The sequence below is a fragment of the Micromonospora sp. CA-246542 genome (assembly GCF_050942905.1).
Taxonomy (GTDB): domain Bacteria; phylum Actinomycetota; class Actinomycetes; order Mycobacteriales; family Micromonosporaceae; genus Micromonospora.
Genome location: NZ_CP192040.1, coordinates 2562441 through 2585766 on the forward strand (window position 1 = coordinate 2562441; position 23326 = coordinate 2585766).

15 protein-coding genes are annotated in these 23326 nt (G+C 70.7%); 6 read left to right on the forward strand and 9 right to left on the reverse strand.

The window, feature by feature from the left end; genetic code table 11:
- Positions 1 to 109 precede the first annotated feature (109 nt).
- Complete coding sequence (locus ACQP0N_RS12045; protein ID WP_433120006.1) at positions 110 to 1585, forward strand: serine/threonine-protein kinase; 1476 nt, start codon at positions 110 to 112, stop codon at positions 1583 to 1585.
- Here the strand turns inward: ACQP0N_RS12045 and ACQP0N_RS12050 are convergent.
- From ACQP0N_RS12050 to ACQP0N_RS12060, 3 genes are all read right to left on the reverse strand, one after another.
- Positions 1566 to 2090 carry a hypothetical protein gene (locus tag ACQP0N_RS12050; protein ID WP_433120008.1) on the reverse strand — a complete coding sequence of 175 codons (525 nt, stop codon included), beginning with the start codon at positions 2088 to 2090 and terminating at the stop codon, positions 1566 to 1568. The two genes, ACQP0N_RS12045 and ACQP0N_RS12050, sit on opposite strands and share 20 nt — an antisense overlap.
- On the reverse strand, positions 2087 to 2626 hold the full coding sequence (locus ACQP0N_RS12055; protein ID WP_355053467.1) for an RNA polymerase sigma factor: 540 nt from the start codon (positions 2624 to 2626) through the stop codon (positions 2087 to 2089). Before ACQP0N_RS12055 ends, ACQP0N_RS12050 begins: the two co-directional genes overlap by 4 nt.
- Before the next feature lie 91 nt (positions 2627 to 2717).
- Positions 2718 to 3338, reverse strand: coding sequence for an L-threonylcarbamoyladenylate synthase (locus ACQP0N_RS12060; RefSeq protein WP_433120010.1), 621 nt, complete (start codon positions 3336 to 3338; stop codon positions 2718 to 2720).
- Between the two features lie 143 nt (positions 3339 to 3481).
- Here ACQP0N_RS12060 and dnaE point away from each other — a divergent pair, with 143 nt between their 5' ends.
- On the forward strand, positions 3482 to 7012 hold the full coding sequence (gene dnaE / locus ACQP0N_RS12065) for a DNA polymerase III subunit alpha (RefSeq protein ID WP_433120012.1): 3531 nt from the start codon (positions 3482 to 3484) through the stop codon (positions 7010 to 7012).
- A gap of 44 nt (positions 7013 to 7056) precedes the next feature.
- Here dnaE and abc-f read toward each other — a convergent pair whose 3' ends face one another.
- From abc-f to ACQP0N_RS12090, 5 genes are all read right to left on the reverse strand, one after another.
- Positions 7057 to 8694: a ribosomal protection-like ABC-F family protein gene (gene abc-f, locus ACQP0N_RS12070; protein ID WP_433120014.1), complete on the reverse strand. Its 1638-nt coding sequence runs from the start codon at positions 8692 to 8694 to the stop codon at positions 7057 to 7059.
- A 338-nt stretch (positions 8695 to 9032) separates the two neighbouring features.
- The gene (locus tag ACQP0N_RS12075) at positions 9033 to 9416 is read right to left on the reverse strand and encodes a hypothetical protein (protein WP_433120016.1); all 384 of its coding nucleotides are present in this window, start codon (positions 9414 to 9416) and stop codon (positions 9033 to 9035) included.
- Positions 9413 to 9844 carry a hypothetical protein gene (locus ACQP0N_RS12080; protein WP_433120018.1) on the reverse strand — a complete coding sequence of 144 codons (432 nt, stop codon included), beginning with the start codon at positions 9842 to 9844 and terminating at the stop codon, positions 9413 to 9415. Before ACQP0N_RS12080 ends, ACQP0N_RS12075 begins: the two co-directional genes overlap by 4 nt.
- 103 nt (positions 9845 to 9947) lie before the next feature.
- Positions 9948 to 10643 carry a response regulator gene (locus tag ACQP0N_RS12085; RefSeq protein WP_433120020.1) on the reverse strand — a complete coding sequence of 232 codons (696 nt, stop codon included), beginning with the start codon at positions 10641 to 10643 and terminating at the stop codon, positions 9948 to 9950.
- Positions 10640 to 12220 carry an ATP-binding protein gene (locus ACQP0N_RS12090; protein WP_433120022.1) on the reverse strand — a complete coding sequence of 527 codons (1581 nt, stop codon included), beginning with the start codon at positions 12218 to 12220 and terminating at the stop codon, positions 10640 to 10642. Before ACQP0N_RS12090 ends, ACQP0N_RS12085 begins: the two co-directional genes overlap by 4 nt.
- A gap of 89 nt (positions 12221 to 12309) precedes the next feature.
- Here ACQP0N_RS12090 and ACQP0N_RS12095 point away from each other — a divergent pair, with 89 nt between their 5' ends.
- Positions 12310 to 13698 carry a cation:dicarboxylate symporter family transporter gene (locus tag ACQP0N_RS12095; RefSeq protein WP_433120024.1) on the forward strand — a complete coding sequence of 463 codons (1389 nt, stop codon included), beginning with the start codon at positions 12310 to 12312 and terminating at the stop codon, positions 13696 to 13698.
- A 108-nt stretch (positions 13699 to 13806) separates the two neighbouring features.
- Here ACQP0N_RS12095 and ACQP0N_RS12100 read toward each other — a convergent pair whose 3' ends face one another.
- On the reverse strand, positions 13807 to 17043 hold the full coding sequence (locus tag ACQP0N_RS12100) for an NACHT domain-containing protein (protein ID WP_433120026.1): 3237 nt from the start codon (positions 17041 to 17043) through the stop codon (positions 13807 to 13809).
- Between the two features lie 368 nt (positions 17044 to 17411).
- Between ACQP0N_RS12100 and ACQP0N_RS12105 the strand changes: the two genes are divergently transcribed.
- From ACQP0N_RS12105 to ACQP0N_RS12115, 3 genes are all read left to right on the forward strand, one after another.
- Entirely contained in the window at positions 17412 to 19664 is a 2253-nt protein-coding gene (locus ACQP0N_RS12105) for a protein kinase domain-containing protein (protein ID WP_433120028.1), read from the forward strand.
- A 113-nt stretch (positions 19665 to 19777) separates the two neighbouring features.
- On the forward strand, positions 19778 to 21940 hold the full coding sequence (locus ACQP0N_RS12110; protein ID WP_433120030.1) for an FUSC family protein: 2163 nt from the start codon (positions 19778 to 19780) through the stop codon (positions 21938 to 21940).
- A 745-nt stretch (positions 21941 to 22685) separates the two neighbouring features.
- On the forward strand, positions 22686 to 23171 hold the full coding sequence (locus ACQP0N_RS12115; protein ID WP_433120032.1) for a hypothetical protein: 486 nt from the start codon (positions 22686 to 22688) through the stop codon (positions 23169 to 23171).
- The last annotated feature ends 155 nt before the right edge of the window (positions 23172 to 23326 follow it).

Sequence of the window (23326 nt, forward strand, 5' to 3'; positions counted from 1 at the left end):
GGTAATGGGTCTCCTGCCCTGTTAGTCACCGCGCCGGCCGCAGCGGTTCGTCGGGTTTCCGACCGGACCGGTCTACTGTGAAGGGACCGTGCTGGCCGGGGGTGACACGGTGACGGCTCCGCAGCGGATCGGGCCCTACGCCATCGAGCGACTGTTGGGCGTCGGCTCGTTCGCGACGGTCTGGTTGGGCTACGACGCGGTGCTCGACACGCGGGTGGCGATCAAGGTGCTGGCCGAGAACTGGAGCCACGACCTGCGGGTCCGGGAACGCTTCCTCGACGAGGCCCGACTGTTGCGCCGTCTGGAGCACGAGCGGCTGATCCGGGTGCACACCGTCGGTGAGTTGCCCGACGGCCGGCCGTACGCGGTCCTGGCCTGGGCGGACCGGGGGAGCCTGCGGGACCGCCTCGCCCACGGTGAGATCCCCGCGCCGACCGCGCTGCGGCTGCTCGGCGAGGTCTGCGCCGGGGTCGCCGTACTGCACCGGCACGGTGTGGTGCACCGTGACCTCACCCCGGGCAACGTCCTGTTCCGCTCCGCCGGGCCCGAGGGCGCCGAGCAGGTGCTGATCGCCGACCTCGGCCTCGCCAAGGCGCTCGCCGCCGCCTCGGGGCTGACCGCCCGGGCCGGCACCCCCGGCTACATGGCCCCTGAGCAGGACCATCCGGGAGCGGTGGTCGACACCCGCGCCGACGTGTACGGGCTCGGCCGGCTCGGCGTCCGGCTGCTGGCCGCCGACCCGACGGGCGCGCATCCCCACCGACCCGATCCGCCGCGACCCGCCCCGCAGATCCGACTCCGCGACGGCGTGCCGCCGGGAGTCGCGGCGGTGCTCGCCCGGGCCACCGCGTTCCACCCGGACGACCGCTATCCCGACGCCGCCGCCCTGCACGCCGCGCTGGCCCGCGCGAGTGACCCGGCGCGCAGACCGGCCGGCCCGGTTGCCGTGAGCGCGCGGCAGGGGCCGCCACCGCGCCGTCCACGCCGGTCGCTGCTGACCGGGGTGGCTCTCGTGGTCGCCGTCGCGGTGAGCCAGGTGGCCGCCGAGCCGGTCGGCACCGGGTCGGGCCGGTCGGCCGGCGACTCGTACACGACCGGGCCGTTGACCGTGGCGTTACCGCCCGGCTGGTCCGCCACGGGAGCGACCTGGGCCGGCCAGTACGGCGCCGACGGCGAACCCGAACCAGCCCTGGTGATGTCGCCGCGACCCCGCCGCTGGGCCGCCGACCCCGACTGCCCGGCGCGTTCGTCGGCCTGTCGGCCGCCACGGCGGCACGCACCACGCCGGCCGGGTTCCTGGCCGAGCGTACGCATGGGGACTGCGCGCCCGCGCCGGCCCGCACCACCCGACAGGCGAGCGTGGAGTGGACGGTGGTGCTCTATGCCTGCGACCAGGGCCGGCCGTGGATCGTCGAGTCGGCCGGCCGGCACCCCGGCGGGTCCGCCCTGGTGTACGTGCAGATCGTCCCGCCGGTGGGCAGCGGGCCCGAGTTCGTGGACACCCTGCTCGCCGGTGTACGGGTGCGCTGACCCGCCCGTGGGCAGACCGTGTCGCCGGGCGCGGGTCAGCGGACCACCACGGTGATGGTGTGCTCCCGGCCCTCCTTGGGGATCGTCACGGCGACGGTGCCGGGGCGGACGAAGCGGACGTCCACCACGCCCGCCTCGTACTGCTGGGAGACCAGGTCCGGCCGGTCCACGGTGACGAGTCCGGGCCCGATGCCCTGGATCCGCAGCACCGCACCGGTCGCGAAGCAGAGCGATCGCAGCAGCTCGATCTCGGTCTCGGCGAGCGGCAGGTCGTAGCGGACCGCGCCCCGACAGGCCGGGGTCGCGGCGGTCGGCGGGGGAGTCGTTCGGGGCGTACCCCTTGGTGTGGGTGGTGCGGGCGGGCGCCCGCTGGTCGGCGGCGGTCGGGACGGCGATGCGCTGGGCGCGGGGGTCGCGGAGGTCGCCGGGGGCGTCGGCGTCGAACGGGTCGGGCCGGGCGGCTGGACGGGCAGCGGCGAGACGGCGTCGGCGCCGCAGGCGGCGACAGCCACGGTGGCCGCGAGGACGACGGTGAGCCGGCGGAACGATGCCGGGATCATCCGCCGCCGAGCCGTTGCCGGACCTGCCTCCGGGCCAGGTGCAACCGGGACTTCACCGTGCCCACCGGAACGTCGAGCAGGGTGGCGATCTCGGGGTAGCTCAGCCCGAGCACGTCGCGCAGGGCCACCACCTCGGCGTGGTCGGGGTGGACCGAGTCGAACGCGTCGAGCAGATCGAGGCGGGTGCCCGCGACCACGCTGGTCCGCCGGGGATCGGCCTGATCGGGCACCGGAACACCGCCGGCCTCCAGTCGGCAGCGGCGACGCAACGTGCGGTACGTGGAGCGGGCCCGATTGGCGGCCAGTCGGTGCAGCCAGGTACGGAACGAGGAGCGGCCCTCGAACCGGGTGATGCCGCCAGCCAGCGCCAGGAGCGTGTCCTGGCAGGCTTCCTCGGCGTCCTGGCGGTTGGGCAGGAATCGGGCGCACAGCCGCAGCGCCTCCGGACGCACCGCGACCAACAGGGCGTCCAGCGCCGCCGGGTCGCCCCGCGCGGCGCGGCGGGCCAGGGCGTCGAGGTCAGCGGGGTCGGGCATGCCGGGTGTCCAATGCTCGCCGGTGGCCGATCCTCAAGCGTACGGCCGTCGGTGCTGGTCTGCCCTCGTCCGGTCCGGCACCCGACCCGGGCTACTCGAAGCGGGACACGTCTCCGGCGCCCCGGCGCAGGATCTCCGGCTCCGGCCCGGACAGGTCGATCACCGTCGTCGGCTCCATGCCGCACTCGCCGGCGTCCAGCACCGCGTCGAGCTGGTGGTCGAGCTGTTCCTTGATCTCCCACCCCTGCGTCATCGGCTCGTCCTCGCCGGGCAGCGTCAGCGTGCTGGACACCAACGGTTCGCCCAGCTCGGCGAGCAGCGCCTGGGTGACGGTGTGCCGGGGGACCCGCACGCCGACGGTGCGCTTCTTCGGGTGCAGCATCCGGCGGGGCACCTCCTTGGTGGCCGGCAGGATGAACGTGTAGCTGCCCGGCGTGGAGGCCTTCACCAGCCGGAACACGGCATTGTTGATCTGGACGAACTGGCCGAGCTGCGCGAAGTCCCGGCAGACCAGGGTGAAGTGGTGCCGGTCGTCGAGGTGCCGGATCTGCCGGATCCGGTCCAGCCCGTCCTGGTTACCGAGCTGGATGCCCAACGCATAGCAGGAGTCCGTCGGATAGGCGACCAGGCCGCCGCCGCGGACCAGGTCGGCAACCTGCCGGATCACGCGGGGCTGCGGGTTCGCCGGGTGTACGTCGTAGTACCTCGCCACCCGTCGAGCCTAGGCCTGTCCGGTGCGAACAGGAGACGCGGGCCACCCTCGGCGCGGACGGTGGAGCCGCCGAGATCACCTCGGTAGGGTAGGTGCCGGTCGGCTCCGACCACCTAGATCCACACCGCCGGGGGGCGCCACGCATGGCTGATTCGTTCGCGCATCTGCACGTGCACACCGAGTACTCGATGCTCGACGGAGCGGCCCGGTTGAAGGACCTGTTCGCCGAGGCCAACCGGCTGGGCATGCCGGCGGTGGCGATCACCGACCACGGCAACATGCACGGCGCGAACGACTTCTACAACCAGGCGATGGCCGCCGGGATCACGCCGATCCTGGGCGTCGAGGCGTACGTGGCGCCGGAGTCGCGCTACCACAAGGCGCGGGTCAAGTGGGGTCGGCCGGAGCAGAAGAGCGACGACGTCTCGGGTAATGGCGCGATCACCCACAAGACCATGTGGGCGAAGAACGCGCAGGGCCTGAAGAACCTGTTCACCCTCAACTCGCGGGCGTCCATGGAGGGGCACTACGTCAAGTGGCCCCGGATGGACATGGAGCTGATCGCCGAGCACGCCGAGGGGATCATGGCGACCACCGGCTGCCCGTCGGGGGCGGTGCAGACCCGGCTGCGGCTGGGGCAGTTCGACGAGGCGCTCAAGGTCGCCGCGAGCTACCAGGACATCTTCGGCAAGGAGAACTACTTCCTGGAGATCATGGATCACGGCCTCTCCATCGAGAGCCGGGTCCGCGAGGGGCTCACCGAGATCGCCCGCAAGCTGGACATCCCGCCGGTCGTCACCAACGACTCGCACTACACGCACGAGGCGCAGGCCACCGCGCACGACGTGCTGCTGTGCGTGCAGACCGGCAGCAACATCGACGACCCCAACCGGTTCCGGTTCGAGGGCGGCGGCTACTTCGTCAAGAGCGCCGACCAGATGCGCGCGGTCGACTCGTCCGAGCTGTGGCAGCAGGGCTGCCGCAACACCCTGCTGGTCGCCGAGAAGGTCGACCCGAAGGGCATGTTCGAGTTCCACAACCTGATGCCACGCTTCCCTGTGCCCGAGGGCGAGACCGAGGAGTCCTGGTTCCGCAAGGAGACCTTCGCCGGGCTGGCCCGCCGCTACCCGAACGGCATTCCGGAGGGGCACGTCGTCCAGGCCGAGTACGAGCTGGGCGTCATCAACCAGATGGGCTTCCCGTCGTACTTCCTCGTGGTCGCCGACTTCATCCAGTGGGCCAAGAACCAGGGCATCGCGGTGGGCCCGGGCCGTGGTTCGGCCGCCGGCTCGCTCGTCGCGTACGCGTTGGGCATCACCGACCTGGACCCGATCCCGCACGGGCTGATCTTCGAGCGGTTCCTCAACCCCGAGCGTGTCTCGATGCCGGATGTCGACATCGACTTCGACGAGCGTCGGCGCGGCGAGGTGATCAAGTACGTCACCGACAAGTGGGGTGAGGACAAGGTCGCCCAGATCGCCACCTTCGGCACGATCAAGGCGAAGGCCGCGATCAAGGACTCGGCGCGGGTGCTCGGCTTCCCGTACGCGGTCGGTGACCGGATCACCAAGGCGATGCCGCCGGCCGTGATGGGCAAGGACATTCCGCTCACCGGCATCTTCGACCCGAAGCACCCCCGGTACGCCGAGGCCGGCGAGATCCGGGGTCTGTACGACTCCGACCCGGACGTGCGCAAGGTGATCGACACGGCCAAGGGCATCGAGGGGCTGATCCGGCAGACCGGTGTGCACGCCGCCGGCGTCATCATGTCCGCCGAGCCGATCATCGAGCACATCCCGCTGATGCGCCGGGACGCCGACGGGGCGATCATCACGCAGTTCGACTACCCGACCTGCGAGTCGCTCGGGCTGCTGAAGATGGACTTCCTCGGCCTGCGCAACCTGACGATCATCGACGACGCGGTCAAGAACATCGAGCTGAACCACGGCCTCAAGCTCGACCTGCTGGGTCTGCCGTTGGACGACAAGGCCGCGTACGAGCTGCTGGCCCGCGGCGACACCCTGGGCGTGTTCCAGCTCGACGGTGGGCCGATGCGCTCGCTGCTGCGGTTGATGAAGCCGGACAACTTCGAGGACATCTCCGCCGTCCTGGCGCTGTACCGGCCCGGTCCGATGGGCGTCGACTCGCACACCAACTACGCGCTACGCAAGAACAACCTCCAGGAGATCACGCCGATCCACCCAGAGCTGGAGGAGCCGCTGCGGGAGATCCTGGCGCCGACGCACGGCCTGATCGTCTACCAGGAGCAGGTGCAGCGCGCCGCGCAGATCCTCGCCGGTTACACGCTCGGCCAGGCGGATCTGCTGCGCCGGGCGATGGGTAAGAAGAAGAAGGAGATCCTCGACAAGGAGTTCATCCCGTTCCGGGACGGCTGCCGCGAGCGCGGCTACTCCGACGAGGCGATCCAGGCCGTGTGGGACGTCCTGGTGCCGTTCGCCGGGTACGCCTTCAACAAGGCGCACTCCGCCGCGTACGGCCTGGTCTCCTACTGGACGGCGTACCTCAAGGCGCACTACCCGGCCGAATACATGGCCGGGCTGCTCACGTCGGTCGGTGACGACAAGGACAAGATGGCGCTGTACCTGTCCGAGTGCCGCCGGATGCGCATCCAGGTGCTGCCGCCGGACGTGAACACCTCGGCGGGGCCGTTCACCCCGGTCGGCAAGGACATCCGCTTCGGCCTGGCGGCGGTCCGCAACGTCGGCGCAAACGTGGTCGCCTCGATCATGCGGTGCCGCGAGGAGAAGGGCGAGTACACCGACTTCTACGACTTCCTGTCCAAGGTGGACGCGGTGGTCTGCAACAAGAAGACAATCGAATCGCTGATCAAGGCGGGCGCGTTCGACTCCATGGAGCACCCCCGCAAGGGCCTGCTCGCGGTGCACGCCGACGCGATCGACGCGTACGCCGACGTCAAGCGCAAGGAGGCCGTCGGCCAGTACGACCTGTTCGGCGCCGGCTTCGGCGACGGGGACACCGGCAGCACGACGGTGATGCCGGTGATCGGCGACAGCGAGTGGGAGAAGCGCGACAAGCTGGCCTTCGAGCGCGAGATGCTCGGCCTGTACGTCTCCGACCACCCGCTGTTCGGCCTGGAACACATCCTGGGCGCGGCGGCCGACACCACCATCGCGTCCCTGGCCGAGGACGGCGCGGTGCCCGACGGGGCGGTCGTCACCCTGGCCGGCATCCTCTCCGGCGTCCAACGGCGGGTCACCAAGCAGGGCCGGGCCTGGGCCTCGGCCACGCTGGAGGACCTGGCCGGTGGTGTGGAGACGCTGTTCTTCCCGAACACCTACGAGGTGATCGGCCAGTACATCGCCGAGGACGCCATCGTGGTGGTCAAGGGCCGGGTGGACCGCCGCGACGACACCCCACGGATCATGGCGATGGACATGTCCATGCCGGACGTGAGCACCAGCGCCACCAACAAGCCGGTCACCCTGACGATCCCGGTGCACCGCTGCACGCCGCCGCTCATGGAAAAGCTCAAGGAGACCCTGGTGCTGCACCCGGGCGACACCGAGGTGCACGTGAAGCTGCTCAACGGCGGCCGTACCACCACCCTGCGGCTGGGACCGTTCCGGGTGGCGGCGACGACCGCGCTGATGGGTGACCTGAAGAGCGTCCTCGGCCCGGCCAACGTGAGCTGAGCCGGCCTCGGTCCGGCCGGCACGCGCCGGCCGGACCGTCAGGCTCAGCCCTGGTCGGGGGCCGCGATCTCGCGGAGCTGGCCGTCGGTCAGGCGCAGCCAGCGCTGCACGCCGATCTCGGCCAGGAACCGTTCGTCGTGGCTCACCACCACGAACGCCCCCTGGTACGCGGCCAGCGCGCTCTCCAACTGACCAACGCTGACCAGGTCCAGGTTGTTCGTCGGCTCGTCGAGCAGCAGCAGTTGCGGCGCCGGCTCCGCGCAGAGCACACAGGCCAGGGTGGCGCGCAGCCGCTCCCCGCCGGAGAGCACCCCGACGGGCAGGTTCACCCGGGTGCCCCGGAACAGGAACCGGGCCAGCAGGTTCATCCGCCGCGCGTCCGGCAGACCCGGCGCGTACACGGCGAAGTTCTCCGCCACCGTCCGGTCGGGGTCCAGCAGGTCGAGCCGCTGCGACAGGTACGCGATCCGCCCGTCGGCCCGGCGGATCTCGCCGCCGGCCGGTTCGAGGTCGCCGTTGACGAGGCGCAGCAGCGTCGACTTGCCCACGCCGTTCGCCCCGGTGAGCGCGATCCGCTCCGGACCCCGGATCACCAGGTCGGCGCCGTCGCCGCCGAACAGGTCCCGGCCGTCGAAGCGGGCCCGCATCCCCGTACCCGTGAAGACCGTCCGTCCGGCCGGGACGGTGGTGTCCGGCAGGTCGACGACGATCCGGTCCTCCTCGCGGACGGCCCGGCCGGCCTCGTCCAGTCGGGCCTTGGCCTGACCGAGGCGGCTGGAGTGGGTGTCCTGGGCCTTGCCCGCCGACTCCTGCGCGCTGCGCTTCAGCCCACCGGCGACGATCCGGGCCAGCCCGGCGTTCTTCAGGTTCTTCGAGGCGTTGCTGGCCCGCCGGTCGGCCCGTTCGCGGGCCTGCTGCATCTCCCGCTTCTCCCGCTTGACCTCCTGCTCGGCGTTGCGCAGGTTGCTCTCGGCCACCTCGCGGGCCGCCCGCACCGCCTCCGTGTACGCGGTGAAGTTGCCCCCGTACCAGTGGATCTCGCCGTGTTCCAGCTCGGCGATGCGGTCCATCCGGTCCAGCAGCTCCCGGTCGTGGCTGACCAGCAGCAGACACCCGGACCAGTCGGTGAGCACGTCGTAGAGCTTGTGCCGGGCCGCCAGGTCCAGGTTGTTGGTCGGCTCGTCGAGCAGCAGCACGTCCGGGCGGCGCAGCAACTGCGCCGCCAGCCCGAGGGAGACCACCTGGCCGCCGCTGAGCGTGTGCAGCGGCCGGTCGAGCGACAGGTCGCCCAGACCGAGGCGATCCAGCTCGGCGCGGGTGCGCTCCTCGATGTCCCAGTCGTCGCCGATGGTGGCGAAGTGCGTCTCGCTGGCGTCGCCGGCCTCGATGGCGTGCAGCGCCGCGATGCGTTCGGCGACGCCGAGCACCTGCGACACGGCCAGGTCGCCGGCCAGCGGCAGGGTCTGCGGCAGGTACCCGAGCAGACCGTCGACGGTGACGCTGCCGCCGGTGGGCCGCAGCTCCCCGGCGATCAGCCGCAGCAGGGTGCTCTTGCCGGCGCCGTTGGGCGCGACCAGACCGGTGCGACCGCCGGGGACGCTGAAGGACAGGTCGGAGAAGACCGGAGTGTCGTCCGGCCAGGAGAAGGACAGGTTCGAGCAGACGATGAAGGCGTCAGACATGGTGCGTGACCTCGAAGGGTGGGGTGGGCGTGCGTAAGCCGCCCGACGACGAACCGGGACCGGTGGAGCGACGAATGGCCACCCTCGGCCGCGCACACGCGCGCCGAACCGATGGCCGAACATGTCCGGTCTCACCCGGAGATGTCGTCGTCACCCGCCATGTCTGGTCTCCCTGGTCGTGTCACTGGCCCAACTCGGCCAAGTCTAACAACGGATCTTCCGTCCGCCACCGGGTTCCGACCCCACACCGCCGCACGGCGTCGCCAGTCGACGAGGTCGGACGACGGCCTTGATCACGGTCGGGTTGATGATCCAGGCCAGGGTCTGGCCGACCGGAATCACCGAGCCCGCCACGCCCCGAGCATCGCCATGACCCCCGTGGCCGCGGCAAACACCAGCCCGAGCGACATCACCACATTGCCCGCGACAGTCCCCGCGTTCTCCGATCGGAAATTCGGCGTCAGCTGGCCGGCCGCCCACCCGCCGAGGACGATCCACAATGAGATCAGCACCGAGAACACCGGTGCCCACCAGCGCGGAATGGTGAACACCACCAAGGCACCGCACACCACGATGAAGACGATCCCCGGTGGGAACGGGGGGAACTTGCCGGGATCCGCGATCCATTGGATGAGCAGTCCCAGGATGCCCACCACCAGCCCCCACAGCGACAACCTTGTGCTTCTGCGGGCCGCCGTCACTCTCGCCACGATCGCGCTCACCGTCGAGGTCCCTCCGTCTCAGTGTCCTGTCGTCTGTCTGCATCCGCTGTCCGGGCCGGCACGGAACCATGCACCCAGACGGCGGCGATCCCGAACGCCACAGCCGCGGCGAATCCGGCCATCTGAAGCCATCCCGCGTAGAACTGGACGGGTTCCGTCGGGGTACCGAGCCGACCCACGAAGGAGGCGTCGGAGAACCCGCCGAAGAGAAACAAGACGCCCGTCACCACCGCCAACAACGGCGTGAAGCGCCACCTGAAGGCCGCCACCATGGCGGCCACCCCCAGGTAGATCAGCGGCCCCGGCCCGTCGTAACCGGCGACCAGGCTGCGGGACTCGATAATCTCGGGACCAGCGTCGCCGATCGCCGCCACGACAAGCGCTACGCAGGTCGCGATGGCCCAGCGGCGCCGTTCCGCCTTCACCATGGATTGATCCGTCACGGCTCGACTATCCGCAGTCCAGCCGGGATTGGCGTCAGCCCACGGAAGGCTCTGGCTCTACGCAAATCTGCGTAGAGCGGCGCCCCGCTCACCGGGGCCGGTATTCAACCTCCGGGCGGCCGGGGGTGCCGTAGCGGGGGTGGCGGGCCGCGCGGTCGATCGTCACCAGGTACTCCAGGTAGCGGCGGGCGGTCACCCGGGAGATGCCGGTCGCCGCGCTCACCTCGGTCGCGGACAGCCCCGCCCCGGGAGTGGACCCGTCGGCCAGCGCGGCGCGTACCCGGGTGAGGGTCTGCGCGTCGAGCCCCTTGGGCAGGCTGTGCCCGGTCGCGCCGCGCAGCGTGGCGAACATCCGGTCCACGTCGTGCTGGGCGGCCACCTCGCCGTCGGCGAGCGCCTGTGCCCGGTAGTCCGCGTAGCGGTCCAGCTTGTCGCGGAACGCCGCGAACGTGAACGGCTTGAGCAGGTAGTGCGTCACCCCGAGGGAGACCGCGGTGCGCACCACCGCGAGGTCCCGCGCGGACGTCACGGCGAGGACGTCGACGCTGCTGCCGGCCGCGCGCAGCGCCCGGCAGACGTCCAGGCCGTGCAGGTCGGGCAGCCCAAAATCCAGGAGTACGAGGTCCACGTCGCCGCCGTCGTTGGCGCGCAGGGCCGCCATCGCCGCCCGTGCCGTGTGTGCCACCCCGACCACCGCGAAACCGGGCACCCGCTCGGTGTACGCGGCGTGCGCCTCGGCCAGCAGCGGCTCGTCCTCGACCACGAGCACCCGGATGTCGTTCACGACCGTGGCCCCGGGAGCCGGACGGTGAACAGGCTGCCGCCGGCGTCCGAGCGGGTCACCTCGGCGCTTCCGCCGTGACGGCGGACCACCTGCCCGATCAGCGCCAACCCGAGCCCCCGCCCGGTGCTCTTGGTGGACCAGCCGCGCCGGAAGGCGTCCGCCACCCGCTCCTTCGCCAGCCCGGGTCCGCTGTCGGCGACCCGAACCACGAGTTCGTCGTCGACGGTGCCGACGAAGACCCGCACGGTGCGCGGCGGGGGCGTGCCGGCGACGGCCTCCAGGGCGTTGTCGACCAGGTTGCCGACGACGGTGAGCAGGTCGTTGGTCGGCAGCGGGCTGTCGTCGAGGTGGCAGTCCGGTTCGATCACCAGGTCCACGCCGCGCTCTCCGGCCTGCGCGGACTTGCCGAGCAGCAGGGCGGCCAGGGCCGGCTCGGTGACCGCGTCGACCACCCGGTCGGTCAGTTGCTGGGCGAGGGCGAGGTCCCGGGTGCCGAGTCGGACCGCCTCGTCGGCGCGGCCCAGCTCCACCAGCGTGAGGACGGTGTGCAGCCGGTTGGCCGACTCGTGCGTCTGCGCCTGCAACGCCTGGGTGAGCGCGCGCACCGAGTCCAGCTCGCTGGCCAGGGTCCGTAGCTCGGTCTGGTCGCGCAGGGTCAGTACGGTGCCGAGCGCCGCCCCCTCGAAGCGGGCGGTCCGCTGGTTGGCCACCAGCACCCGGTCACCGGCCAGCAGAGGCTCGTCGAGGGCGTCGCGGCCGGCCGCGAGCAACTCGGCCACCGCCGGTGGCAGGTCGACCTCGGCCACCGGCTGGTCGGTGACCGGCTCGTCGGCGTCGAGGCCCAGCAGTCGCCGACCCTCGTCGTTGATCAACGCCACCCGCCGGTCGGTGGTCAGCACCACGAGACCCTCGCGCACCGAGTGCAGGACCGCGTCGTAGTACTCGTACATCCGGGTCATCTGCGTCGGTCCCAGGCCGTGGGTCTGGCGGCGCAGGCGGCGGCTGAGCAGCCACGAACCGGTCGCGGCGAGAGCGAGCGCCGGTAGCGCGACGCCGAGCAGCACGGGGAGCTGGCGCAGCAGCTTCCGGTTGATCGCGCGGGTGGTGATGCCGACCGAGACCAGGCCGACGATGCGCCCCTGCTGGTCGTACACCGGGACGACCGCGCGCACCGACTCGCCGAGCGTTCCGACGTTGGTGGTGGTGAACGCGTGGCCCGCCAGGGCGGGCCCGATCTCGCCGACGAACGGCTCGCCGATCTGGTCCAGCGTGGGATGGGAGAAGCGGGTGCGGTCGGGGGCCATCACGACCACGAAGTCCGTGCCCGTGGCCTTGCGGGTCGAATCGGCGTACGGCTGGAGGATGCGGGCGGGGTCGGCGGTCGTGAGGGCCGCGCGGACGTCGGGGGAGCCGGCGACGGTCTGGGCGACCGCGAGCACCTCCTCCCGCGCGGCCTGGCGGGAGTCGGCGCGGGCCAGCCAGACGGCGCCCGCCGCCCCGGCCAGCACGAGCAGGGTCACCACCACCGCCTGGAGGGCGAAGAGCTGCCCCGCGATGCTCCACTGCCGTCGGGCCACCTCCGGCACCTCCTCGGACTTCTCCGGTCAGCGGTGAACAGAATGACCGCAAGGCTGTCAATGGGTGAGACGCGCTTCACATTGTCGACATGGACACCACCGCATCCACCACCACGGCGGAACCGTCGGCCCGCCGGGACCGTACCCGTTACCTGTATCTGGCCGTCATCGTGGCCGTGCTCGCCGGCATCGTCGTCGGCCTGGTCGCCCCCGATTTCGGCAAGGAACTCAAGCCCATCGGCACGGGCTTCGTCAACCTCATCAAGATGATGATCAGCCCGGTCATCTTCTGCACCATCGTGCTCGGCGTCGGTTCGGTCCGGCAGGCCGCGAAGGTCGGCAAGGTCGGCGGCCTGGCCCTCGGCTACTTCCTGACGATGTCGACCGTGGCGCTCGCCATCGGCCTGGTCGTCGGCAACATCATCCACCCCGGCTCCGGCCTCAACCTGGGCCAAGACCTCGCGGGCGCCGGCAAGGCCGCCGCCGGAGACGAAGCCGGCGGTACGACGGAGTTCCTCCTCGGGATCATCCCGACGACGCTGCTCTCCGCGCTCACCGAGGGCGAGGTGCTCCAGACGCTGCTGGTCGCACTGCTCGTCGGCTTCGCCGTCCAGGCCATGGGACGGCGCGGTGAGCCGGTGCTCGGCGCGATCGCCGTCATCCAACGGGTCGTCTTCAAGGTCCTCGCGATGATCATGTGGCTGGCGCCGGTCGGCGCGTTCGGCGCGATGGCCGCCGTGGTCGGCGCGACCGGCGTGGACGCCCTCAAGAGCCTCGCCCAGATCATGGTCGGCTTCTACGTCACCTGCCTGATCTTCGTGCTGGTGGTGCTGGGCGCGCTGCTCTGGTTCATCGCCCGGATCTCGATCTTCTCGCTGCTGCGCTACCTGGGTCGGGAGTTCCTGCTGATCCTCTCGACGTCGTCGTCGGAGTCGGCGCTACCCCGCCTGATCGCCAAGATGGAGCACTTCGGCGTCAGCAAGCCGGTCGTCGGCATCACCGTGCCGACCGGCTACTCGTTCAACCTCGACGGCACGGCCATCTATCTGACCATGGCGTCGCTGTTCATCGCCGACGCGCTGGGCAAGCCGCTCGCGGTCGGGGAGCAGATCTCGCTGCTGCTGTTCATGGTGATCGCGTCCAAGGGCGCGGCCGGCGTCACCGGCGCCGGGCTGGCCACGCTGGCCGGTGGCCTCCAGTCGCACCGCCCGGACCTCGTCGACGGGGTCGGCCTGATCGTCGGCATCGACCGCTTCATGTCCGAGGCGCGGGCGCTGACCAACTTTGCCGGCAACGCGGTGGCGACCGTGCTGGTGGGCACCTGGACCGGCGAGTTCGACCGGGAGCGGGCGGCCGAGGTCCTGCGCGGCGACGATCCGTTCGACGAGGCGACCATGCTCGACCACCACGACGACGAGGAGTCCGAGCCGCGGCGGTCCGAAGACGACGAGGCGGTTACCGCAGGTGTGAGAACCTGATCCGGAGCTTGGGAGCCCTCTGCGGTCGCCTGCTCATCGCTGACGAGGACGTGACCGCGTTGCGAGGCGAGCGGCGCGACCGCAGGGGGTTCCACCGAAGCCGACCATCTATCGGGAGGGCCGGTCCGGGAGCGCGAACGGATCCGCCAGGCCGAGCATCCGGCGCAGGTGAGTGACCTGCTCACGGGCGGGCCCGATCGGTTCGGTAGGTACGCCGCGCTGAACAGCGCGCAGCAGTCCTTCCGCGAGCGTTGGCCCGTCATCCTCGCGCGCCGCCACCGTGGTCACGATCCGTTCGCTCTCCGTCGGGTTGCTCACGAGGTCGTCCATCCTGAGGCATCCGAAGATCTTCCTCAGGTTCGCCGCGGAGAATCCCGGAGCATCGTCGACCAGTTGCCGGATGAGCAGGCTCCGCTGCCGTGGCAGGGGCGTGAGCGCGAAGGCCCAGGCGTACTGCTCGGCCCGCATGTCGCGCCTCTGCGGATCCGGTGGCGACAGCAGTAGTTGCAGAAAGAGCGCCGCCTCGGACACCAGGAACGGCTCGCCGTCGATCTGGTGCAGACCGGGAACGCCGGCCTCTTGCCAGTACGGCATCAGGTCGTAGAGGCATTCCCGAACGTCGTGTCCGGTCTGCACGAACGCCGACCGACGCAGGGACCGCCCGATGCGGCTGTCCGCCGCGACGAACACGTCCGGCGCCATGGCAGCTACCCGACGATCAAGCGGCTGGGTGTCCGGACGGGTATCCGGTGGCCAGGGCAGCGACTCGTAGACGCTGATCTCGGCGCCGTCCTCGGGGCGTACCTCCAGGCGGGTGGGAGACACATCCAGCCGCCAGGCCACCCGAAGCGTCTGCCACATCCGCTTGCGGTCCTCGGCGTCGAGCTGGCTCTGCCACAGCAACGCCAGCCGTCGCCAGTTGTCGACGACCGGCTCCCCGACCAACTCGACCGCGTCCACGGGGCCGTCCGACAACAGCAGCACGAAGCAGGCCAGGTTCGCCGAGAACGCCGCCTGCCGCACGGCGGCCGGTGTCCGCCGAGGTTCGTATTCGCCTCTCGTCCAGGTGGGGTGGGGGTATCCGACGTCAGGCAGGAGCTCCAGGGCCAGCTCGCGGCAGATCCCACGCCGCCGTGGGTCCAGTCGCCCGAGCATTCCCCGGCAGAACTCCCACAGCGGAGTTCGCCGGGTGATGGTGACGAATGATGTCGCCCCGTACAACGGGCCGGGATCGATCACACCCTGACGCCGTCGCTGATGGACGCGTTCTTCGGCGAGATCGACAAGGGCGGAGACAATCTGTCGGGCGGCCAGAAAATCGCCGAAGGTGGCGTGCAGGAATTCGAAGCTGCGTTCCGGTCCGCTGGTGTCCCGGGTCGCTCGCGACTCGTGGATGAAGAAGAACCGACCGACCATCAGCTGGCTCATGGTGAGCGCCCGGTCGGCGGACTCGGCCGACGGCGAGCGCAGGTCTTCTTTCCACAGCAGGTGCGGGATGTCAGCATCCAGTTCGGCTTCCAGGATCACCTCACCGCTCCGGTTCAGGATGGCGATGGCGACCGCCATCAGACGGCGCCATTCCGCAGCGATCTCGTGGGCGCGTTGGTCGTCGGTGTGGCCGCGCTCCTGTTTGTCGACCTCGCGTTCGACGAAATCAGCGAAGAGTCGTTCGTAGAGTTCCACGCGGCGCATGTCGCCCTCGGCGTTCTGCAGGCCGTTGTCACCCGCGTCATAGAGCGCCAGCAGGAGAAGCAGCAGTGGCTGACTCGCCAACTCGCCATGTGCGAGGGCTGTTTCGGCGGACAACGGCCGCAACCCCCGGGCGGTGAGGCTGGCACCGTTGTGGTCGTTCCACACGTCGAGCCACGCCCGGATCTGCGGTTCTCCGAACGGTTCGAGTCGCAGCACCACGGACTTGTCCGGGAACCGCGCTCGGTCGGCGACCACGGTACGGCTGGTGACGAGCACGGCGACCGGGCGGTCAAGTTCCTCCTCGCGCTGCTGAAACAGCCGGATCTGGTCGAGGTAGTCCGCGTGGTTGATCCCGGTGGCTTGCAGCAACTCGTCGAAGCCGTCCAGGATGACGACGGGCAGCGCGTCGCCCGCGCGGCGGGCGAGGTCGGGCCAGGAGACCCGTTCGCCGAGCATCTGCACGAGCGCCTCCTCGATCTGCCCCTGGATCGAGGAGTCAGCGGGAACGTTGCGTAGTTCGACTCGGATGACCAGGAAGTCGGCCGGAGGAAGCCGGGCGGCGAGAACCCTCGTCATCGCGGACTTGCCCGAGCCGGGTTGGCCCAGTACGACGAGCGGGCTCTCGACGGCGTTCGGTCCGGTCAGGTGCGCCAGCAGGAAGGCATGGACGTCATCGAGGCGGGTGGACCGTGACCACCACGTCTCGGTGGCGGGAAGATCGTAGGGCCCGGCCACCGCGACCCGGCCGTGCGGGTTGACGTAGCCCTTGCCCAGGCTGGGAAGCACGACGTGGCGAGGCGCATGCGCGGAGGCCAGGATGGCTCGGTCCAATCCGGCCCGGTACCGCCGGCCGAGACCGGCCAGGACGGCGTCGACGGCGGTCGCAGCCGACACGGCGCGCAGATCGGCAAGCTGTCTGGACAGGTCGGCGACCGAGTCCCGTAGCAGCGCGCGGGTGGCCTCGGTGTCGACCATGCTCGCCCAGACCCCGAACTCGGGGGCCTGCGTGATGAGTGCCCGGTACGCCTGCGTATACCGGTCAATCGCGATCCGCCGTACGTCTCCTTCGATGGCCGCGATGGTCTCGGTGACCCGGTCGTCGCGTCCCTCGAAGGCGCTGAGACCGTGCAGGAAGTCCCGCAAGGCTGCCGCCGCTGATCCGAAGTAACCGCCGAGCGCGGCGATCGTCGCCTCGAAGGGTTGGTGCGGCGCGGGCATCGGAGGCGGTGTGTCGATGAGCACCCGCACCAGGTCGGCGTAGCGATCGACGACCGCCGTCGAGGTGGTGATGGCGACCTGTTCGCCGGCGGTCAGTGCGGCATCGGCCAGGTCGACCTCCGGATGGTCGGCCAGGGCGATCTCAAATGCCTCGTAGAAGGCGGTGACGACGATGATCGCGTGGGCGGCTACGAGACGTTGCGTGCGGTCGAAACGCCGTAGGCCAGCGATCCGCTCGTGCAGGCCGGCCATTGCCGAGTTGCCCCAGGTGATCAGTTCGCGGCCCAGGGAAAGGAGGTCGGCTCCGCCGAGGCCAGCCGCGGTCAGGCCGGCGGCAGCTACGCCGCTCGTCGCGCCGACGGCTCGTATCACGGGATTTTCCGGGCTGCCAAGCAGACGAGCCGCATCGGCATAGCAGAGCGGGCGGGAGCGCATGTGCCGCACCGTAGTGCAGCGACTACGGGCGGGCAACGCCTGCCTTTCCCGCTTTGGGATGTTCCAATATCTTTTGAGAGTTGGTTGAGGGGCCGAATCCTTCAGCGGCAATCGAGGCCCGATACCTCACCTCCACTCCGGCGGTAGTTGGGCGCTCGGCCTAGCTAAATTTGAATTCATGACTAATTTGCGGCACTGCCGATATACGTGTCGGTAACGTTGCTCTGGGCGACTGGGCCAGGTCAACGGCGCATATGTATCGAATGGCGGATGGTTGTCACCGGAAGCCTTATGTGAAAAAGCCAACTGCCGCTTATTGACGGTCCCGAGAAATTGGGTGTGTAAACAACGCCCGGTACCTTCCTGACGTGCCCGATGCCCCTCGACAGTTGATCGCCGATCGTTACCGGCTGGTCCGTCCCCTCGGCCAGGGCGGGATGGGCCGCGTGTGGCAGGCCCGCGACGAGATGCTTCAGCGCGACGTCGCCATCAAGGAACTGGTGGCACCGCCCGGCCTGCGCGACGACGAACGCCGCGAGCTGCGCGAACGGTCCATGCGCGAGGCGCGGGCCGTCGCCCGCCTGGGCCACCCCAACGTGGTACGCGTCTTCGATGTTCTGCACTCAGGCGGCGACCCCCTGATCGTGATGGAACTCGTCCCGTCCCGGTCGCTGCACCAGGTGCTCGAAGCCGACGGGCCGATGCCGGTGGACCGCGCCGCGCGGATCGGGCTGGGCCTCCTGGGCGCGCTGCGAGCCGCACATCGGGCCGGCGTGCTGCACCGCGACGTCAAGCCGGCCAACGTGCTGCTCGGCGACGACGGCAGGGTGGTGCTGACCGACTTCGGTCTGGCCACCCTTCCGGGCGACCCACGGATGACCCAGACCGGGATGGTGCTCGGCTCGCCGGCGTTCCTCGCGCCCGAGCGGGCCACCGACGGCGACGTGGGGCCGGCCGCCGACCTGTGGTCACTCGGCGCCACCCTCTACGCGGCCGTCGAGGGGCGCACCCCGTACCACCGCTCGTCGCCGCTCGCCACGCTGGCGGCCCTGGCCACCGAGCCGCCACCGCCGGCCCAGCGAGCCGGTCGGCTGACCCCGCTCCTGGAAGGACTGTTGCGGCGGGAGCCGGACCAACGGATCGGCGCGGACGAAGCCGAGCGACTGCTGCGTCAGGCCGCCGCCCCCGAGACGCACTCCACCCGGACAATGCCCGCCGTGGCAGCGCCTGCGGTGGTCGCGCCCGCCGTGGCCGTGCCCGCCGTGGCAGCGCCCGCGGTGGTCGCGCCCGCCGTCCCGGTGTCGGATGCCGGCGCCCCCACCGTGCCGGTGGTCAGCGCCGATGACATGGCCGGCAACGACGCCACCGACCCGGTGTCCCGTCCGGCGATCGTGCCCGAGTTCGTCACCGCCGACGGCCCGGCCGCGTCGTCGACGGTCCACCACGAGCCGTCGCCAGGGCCACCGCGCCGTCGTCGGGCTCGGTTGATCGGGTCGCTGGCCGCCGCGCTGCTGCTCGTCCTGGTGGTGACGGCGTCGCTGCGATACGGCGGAATGCTGGGCGGTGCGGGCGTCCTCGGATCGTCGGACCCGAGCGCCAACCCGAACATCGCGGAGATGCCGGTGTCCCGGGCGCTGCCGCCCGCGCCCGCCGGATGGCGCTACTACCGCGACGACCCCCGCTTCCTCGTGCCGGTTCCGGACGGTTGGCCGGCGCGGCGCGACGGCGAGCGCGTCGTCTTCCGCGAGCAGGACGGCAGCCGGGTGCTCGTCATCAACGAGCTTCGGGCCGTCCCGGCGGACCTGGTCGCCGCCCTGCGGCAGCGCGAGGACGCGGAACGCGGGCGGTACACCCAGTACCGGCCGGTCCGGCTCGCGGCGCTGCGCTACCAGGCGCGGGCCGCCGAATGGGAGTGGACGTACACCGACCGGGACGACACGCCGACCCGCATGGCGAGCCGCCTGTTCGTCGGCCACAACGGGCACGCGTACTCCATCGACTGGACCACCTCCGCCGCCGAATGGTCCGCCAGCACGCCCGTGTTCGCGCTGATCACGGATGGTTTCCAGGGCCTACCGGCGGCGACGGCTCCGTCCCGGTTCCCCGGCCCGCCACCGTCGACCAGCGTCGAGGCGCCGGCGTCCACCGGAACCGGCAGCGGCACGTCGACCGCACCGCGGAACCAGGCGCAGCAGCCGTCCGCTCCGCCGCCGTCTCCGACGAAGTCCAGCGCACCCGCCGGCAAGCAGATCTCCAGCTTCGCCAGTGATCGCTGCATCGACATCCAGGACGGCAACCCCTACGCCGGCGCGCGACCGCAGATCTGGGACTGCCGGCGCACCGCCAAACAGCTGTGGACCTTCCCGTCGGACGGCACGGTCCGTTCCATGGGCATGTGCCTGGACGTCGCGGGCCACTCCACCCAGGACGGGGCCGCCGTCATCCTGGCCGAATGCTCCGGAGCGTCGTCGCAGAAGTTCACCCTCAACAAGGCGTACGACCTGGTGAACACCAAGGCGGACAGGTGCGTCGACGTGGTCGAATCGAACCCGGACAACGGCGCCCAGTTGCAGATCTGGCAGTGCACCGGCAACGCCAACCAGAAGTGGCGGGCCACCTAGCGTCCGGATCCTGAGCACGGCGGTGAATTGTCGCGAAACCCATCGCCCCGGGCGGGTCGCGGCGGAGAATGGTGGACCGGACAGGGGCGCTGCGACGAACCGGGGGAGCGGTCGTGCTCGGAACCAGCCTCCTTGGTCGGCTTCGCCGCCGTGACCCGGGTGACGCCGTCCTGCGGCGCGCGGCCCGGCTGACCCTGGTCGCGTCCGTCCTCTTCTACGCCTGCCGCTACGGCGTGGGCAGCCCGCTGCTCGCCACGTACGCGCTGTTCGGCACGATCGCCGCCGGGGCGTTCGCGCAACTGCCCGGCCCGGCGTCACAACGGGCGCGGATCCTCGTCACGTCGCTGCCGGCGGTCTGGGCGTTGATCGCCGCCGGCACGCTCCTGGCGTGGAACACCTGGGCGGCGGCCGGCGGGATGCTGGTCATCGGGTTCGTCGTGGCGTTCGCCGGGGTCGGCAACCCGCGACTGGTTGGTCTGGCCAGCGCGTTCCAACTCTTCTACATCCTGGCGTCGTTCCCGCCGTACCAGCCGGGCAGCCTGCCGCAGCGCCTCGGCGGGGTGACCCTCGCGATCGTGCTGCTCGCCGCGGCGGAGGTGGTGCTCTGGCCCGACCCGGTGCCCGTCTCCTACCGGCACCTGCTCGCCCGAGCGGCGGACGGCGTCGCGGCCTTCGTCGACGCCACCGCCGGCGCGCTGACCGCCCCCGGCCACGGTGCTCCGGACGGGCGTCGCGAACGGGCGTACGACCTCGTGGCACTGCTCGGGCTGGGCCGCAGTCCCCGGGAGTCGGCGCCCACGGCGGCCGGAGCGCGGGACCGGGCGCTGCGGATCGCCGCGGCGGCGCTGCGGGAGGTGCTGGCCACGGCGGACCGGCTCGCGACGGACGCCCCGTCGACGCCGATCCCGGACCTGGCGGCGGCGCGGCTGCTGCGCCCGTGCGCCGACGCGATCCGGGCCGCCAGCCGTAGCCTGCTCTCCGACGCGCCCCAGGTGGACCTGCGGGGCCTGGACGCCGCGATCGGCACGGCTGAGCCGTCGGTGGGATCGGGCCCGCCGGACGTACCCCGGATGTGCCGGGACGCGACCGCGCTGGCCCTCGCCGACCAGGTACGGATCTTCGCCGTCGGCACCCGGATCGCCGCCGGGGCGCGCGTCGACGTCGACGCCTATCCCCGGCTCTTCGAGTACGCGCGACACGGCGCGTGGACGCTGTACTGGCGACAGTTCCGCGCCCACCTCGCGCCCCGCTCCGCGCACCTGCACAGCGCGCTACGACTGGCGGTGGCGCTGGCGATCGCCCGGGTGGCGGCCGGGGTGCTGCACCTCAACCACGGCTTCTGGGTGCTCCTGGCGACTCTCACCGTCCTGCGCACCTCGGCCGCCGACACCCGCACCGCGCTGCGACCCGCCGTGCTCGGCACCATCGCGGGCGTGGTCGCGAGCGGCCTGCTGGTGCTCGTCGTGCAGGAACCGGTCGTGTACGCCGTCGTACTGCCGGTCTCGTTGCTGCTGGCGTTCGGTGTCGGTCGCCTGCTCGGCCCGGTGTGGCAGCAGGCGCTGTTCACCCTGCTGCTGACCGTCGTGTTCACCCAGCTCAGCCCCGAGGGGTGGCGACTCGCCGAGGCGCGGCTGGTCGACGTCGGGCTCGGCGCGGTGATCGGCGTGCTCGCCGGTGTGGCCATGTGGCCGCGCGGCGCCGGCCACGACCTACGGCACAACGCCGCCCGCTATCTGGTGGCCAGTGGGACGGCGGTCGAGCGGACCGTCGAGGCGGTGCTCGGCGACGCGCCGCCTCCCGAGCACGACTTCGACCGGGTCGGCCGGCGGATGGTCCTGGTCGACTCGTCCTACTGCCAGTACCACTCCGAGCGCCACGACCCACGGCGCGCTCAGCTGAACTGGGACGCCGCCCTGAGCGCCGGACACCACGTGGTGCCCGGCGCCGAGTCGCTGCTGCGCCGGAACCCGCCCGGCTGCCTGGCCGCCTGGCCGGCGGCCGGGGCACTGCTGCGGGACACGGCCGGGCACCTGCGGTCGGCGTACGACGACCTGGCCGGCGAGGTGACGCAGGGGCAGCCGGCCGGGCCGATGCCAATACCGATCGACTGCGTCGACGAGGTGGACCGGCTCCGCCCACTGCTCGGCGACGCCGACCCGGCTGCGGTGCGGCACCTGGTGGAGGTCGACAGGTGGCTCGCCGGGCTCGCCGACAGCCTCACCCGGATCCACCCGGACGCCAACGTCCAAGCCACGTCCCGTCGCGGAACACGATGACGCTTTTCAGTTGGTTCGGACGGCGTACCGACCTTGCTACCTACTCGGTCTCGGCCCCTCATGGCGCAGGCCACGATTGGTCGGTCATTCCGGTTTTCTGAACGGACGCCTGCGTCGGTCTTCTTTATCCAATGGTTTCCTGGGTCCAATCGGCTGGCCTTTCGAGTGGCCGGACTGGCGAAGGTGATTGCCGCTTCAGGGGAGCGTCAATGGTCGAATCGATGTTCACTCCGACACATTCGGGCAGGCCCGTCGTCGCCCATCCGACACAACCGGGAGGGTGGGTTGGTGTGGCGACAACGATCGCTGCACCAGCTATTCACCGAGGGGGATGACCTTGACATACCCGCAGCCCGGACCTGACGACACCGCACCTCAGAGACCCGATCAGCCCGGCTCGTCGCCATCCGCGGCAATGCCCCTTGGCCCGCCGGTCACTGTCACCGGGAAGAAAAAGCCCTTCCTGTGGATCCTCGGAGGTGTTGCCCTCGCACTCGTGCTCTGCTGTGGTGCCGGTGTCGTCGGTGTGCTCAGTAGGGGCGACAACAGCCGAAATGCTGCGGGCGAAGCTGCGAGCGCAACGCGGGAAAGTGGTGCACCTGGCGGCTCTGTTGAGTCAACCGGCGCACCAGCCGTCAGTGTTGCCCCGCCTCCCACCACGCCGGCCCCACCACCGACCACGGTTGCCGCAGCGTCAGCACCGGCCGCGCCGAAGCCGAAGGTGTACACCGGGCGAGGTGACGATGTGATCAAGGTTGGCAATCTCAGCGACCTGGCCGTCGTCAAGTTCTCGTGTCCCCGTTGCACGAGCAACACGATCGTGAAGTCGGACGGCCCGGATGGCTTGCTCGTGAACACGATCGGTGCCTATACGGGCAAGCGGTGGATCAACCTCGAAGAGGACTCATTGACCACCGAGTTCGAAGTGGAAACTAATGGAAAGTGGACGCTGACGATCGGTAGCGTCGACCAGATCGCGTCGAAGGCCGCCAGCGGAAAGGCGTCGGGGCGCGGCGACGATGTGATCCTGTTGGGCGGGCACGCCGATACGGCCAAGGTCACGCACTCGAAGGGTCAGAGCAACTTCATCGTCGAGGCTTACAACTTGGAGTCTGGAGAGGGCGGCCTGCTGATTAACGAGATCGGCGGCTACTCGGGCAAGCGGCCGCTGGAAGCGCCGGCGCTGGTTCAGGTGACGGCCGATGGGAATTGGTCAATCAGTCCGGCGTGACGTTGCTTCCTCGTACCTACGCCATCGTGCTGTCCACTGGCGGATGGGCATCGACTCGCTTAGCGCGCTGTCACGGCGGTGTCATACGGCGCTGTGACAGCGTGCTAACCGCGTTCTTCGACCGAGATCCCACAGGCCGCCGATCGCCGATTGGC

Excerpts from the sequence above, each read along its gene's own strand:
- ACQP0N_RS12050 (WP_433120008.1), bottom strand. The coding sequence starts at position 2,090 with ATGATCCCGGCATCGTTCCGCCGGCTCACCGTCGTCCTCGCGGCCACC.
- ACQP0N_RS12055 (WP_355053467.1), bottom strand. The coding sequence starts at position 2,626 with ATGCCCGACCCCGCTGACCTCGACGCCCTGGCCCGCCGCGCCGCGCGG.
- dnaE (WP_433120012.1), top strand. The coding sequence starts at position 3,482 with ATGGCTGATTCGTTCGCGCATCTGCACGTGCACACCGAGTACTCGATG.
- abc-f (WP_433120014.1), bottom strand. The coding sequence starts at position 8,694 with ATGTCTGACGCCTTCATCGTCTGCTCGAACCTGTCCTTCTCCTGGCCG.
- ACQP0N_RS12080 (WP_433120018.1), bottom strand. The coding sequence starts at position 9,844 with ATGGTGAAGGCGGAACGGCGCCGCTGGGCCATCGCGACCTGCGTAGCG.
- ACQP0N_RS12095 (WP_433120024.1), top strand. The coding sequence starts at position 12,310 with ATGGACACCACCGCATCCACCACCACGGCGGAACCGTCGGCCCGCCGG.
- ACQP0N_RS12100 (WP_433120026.1), bottom strand. The coding sequence starts at position 17,043 with ATGCGCTCCCGCCCGCTCTGCTATGCCGATGCGGCTCGTCTGCTTGGC.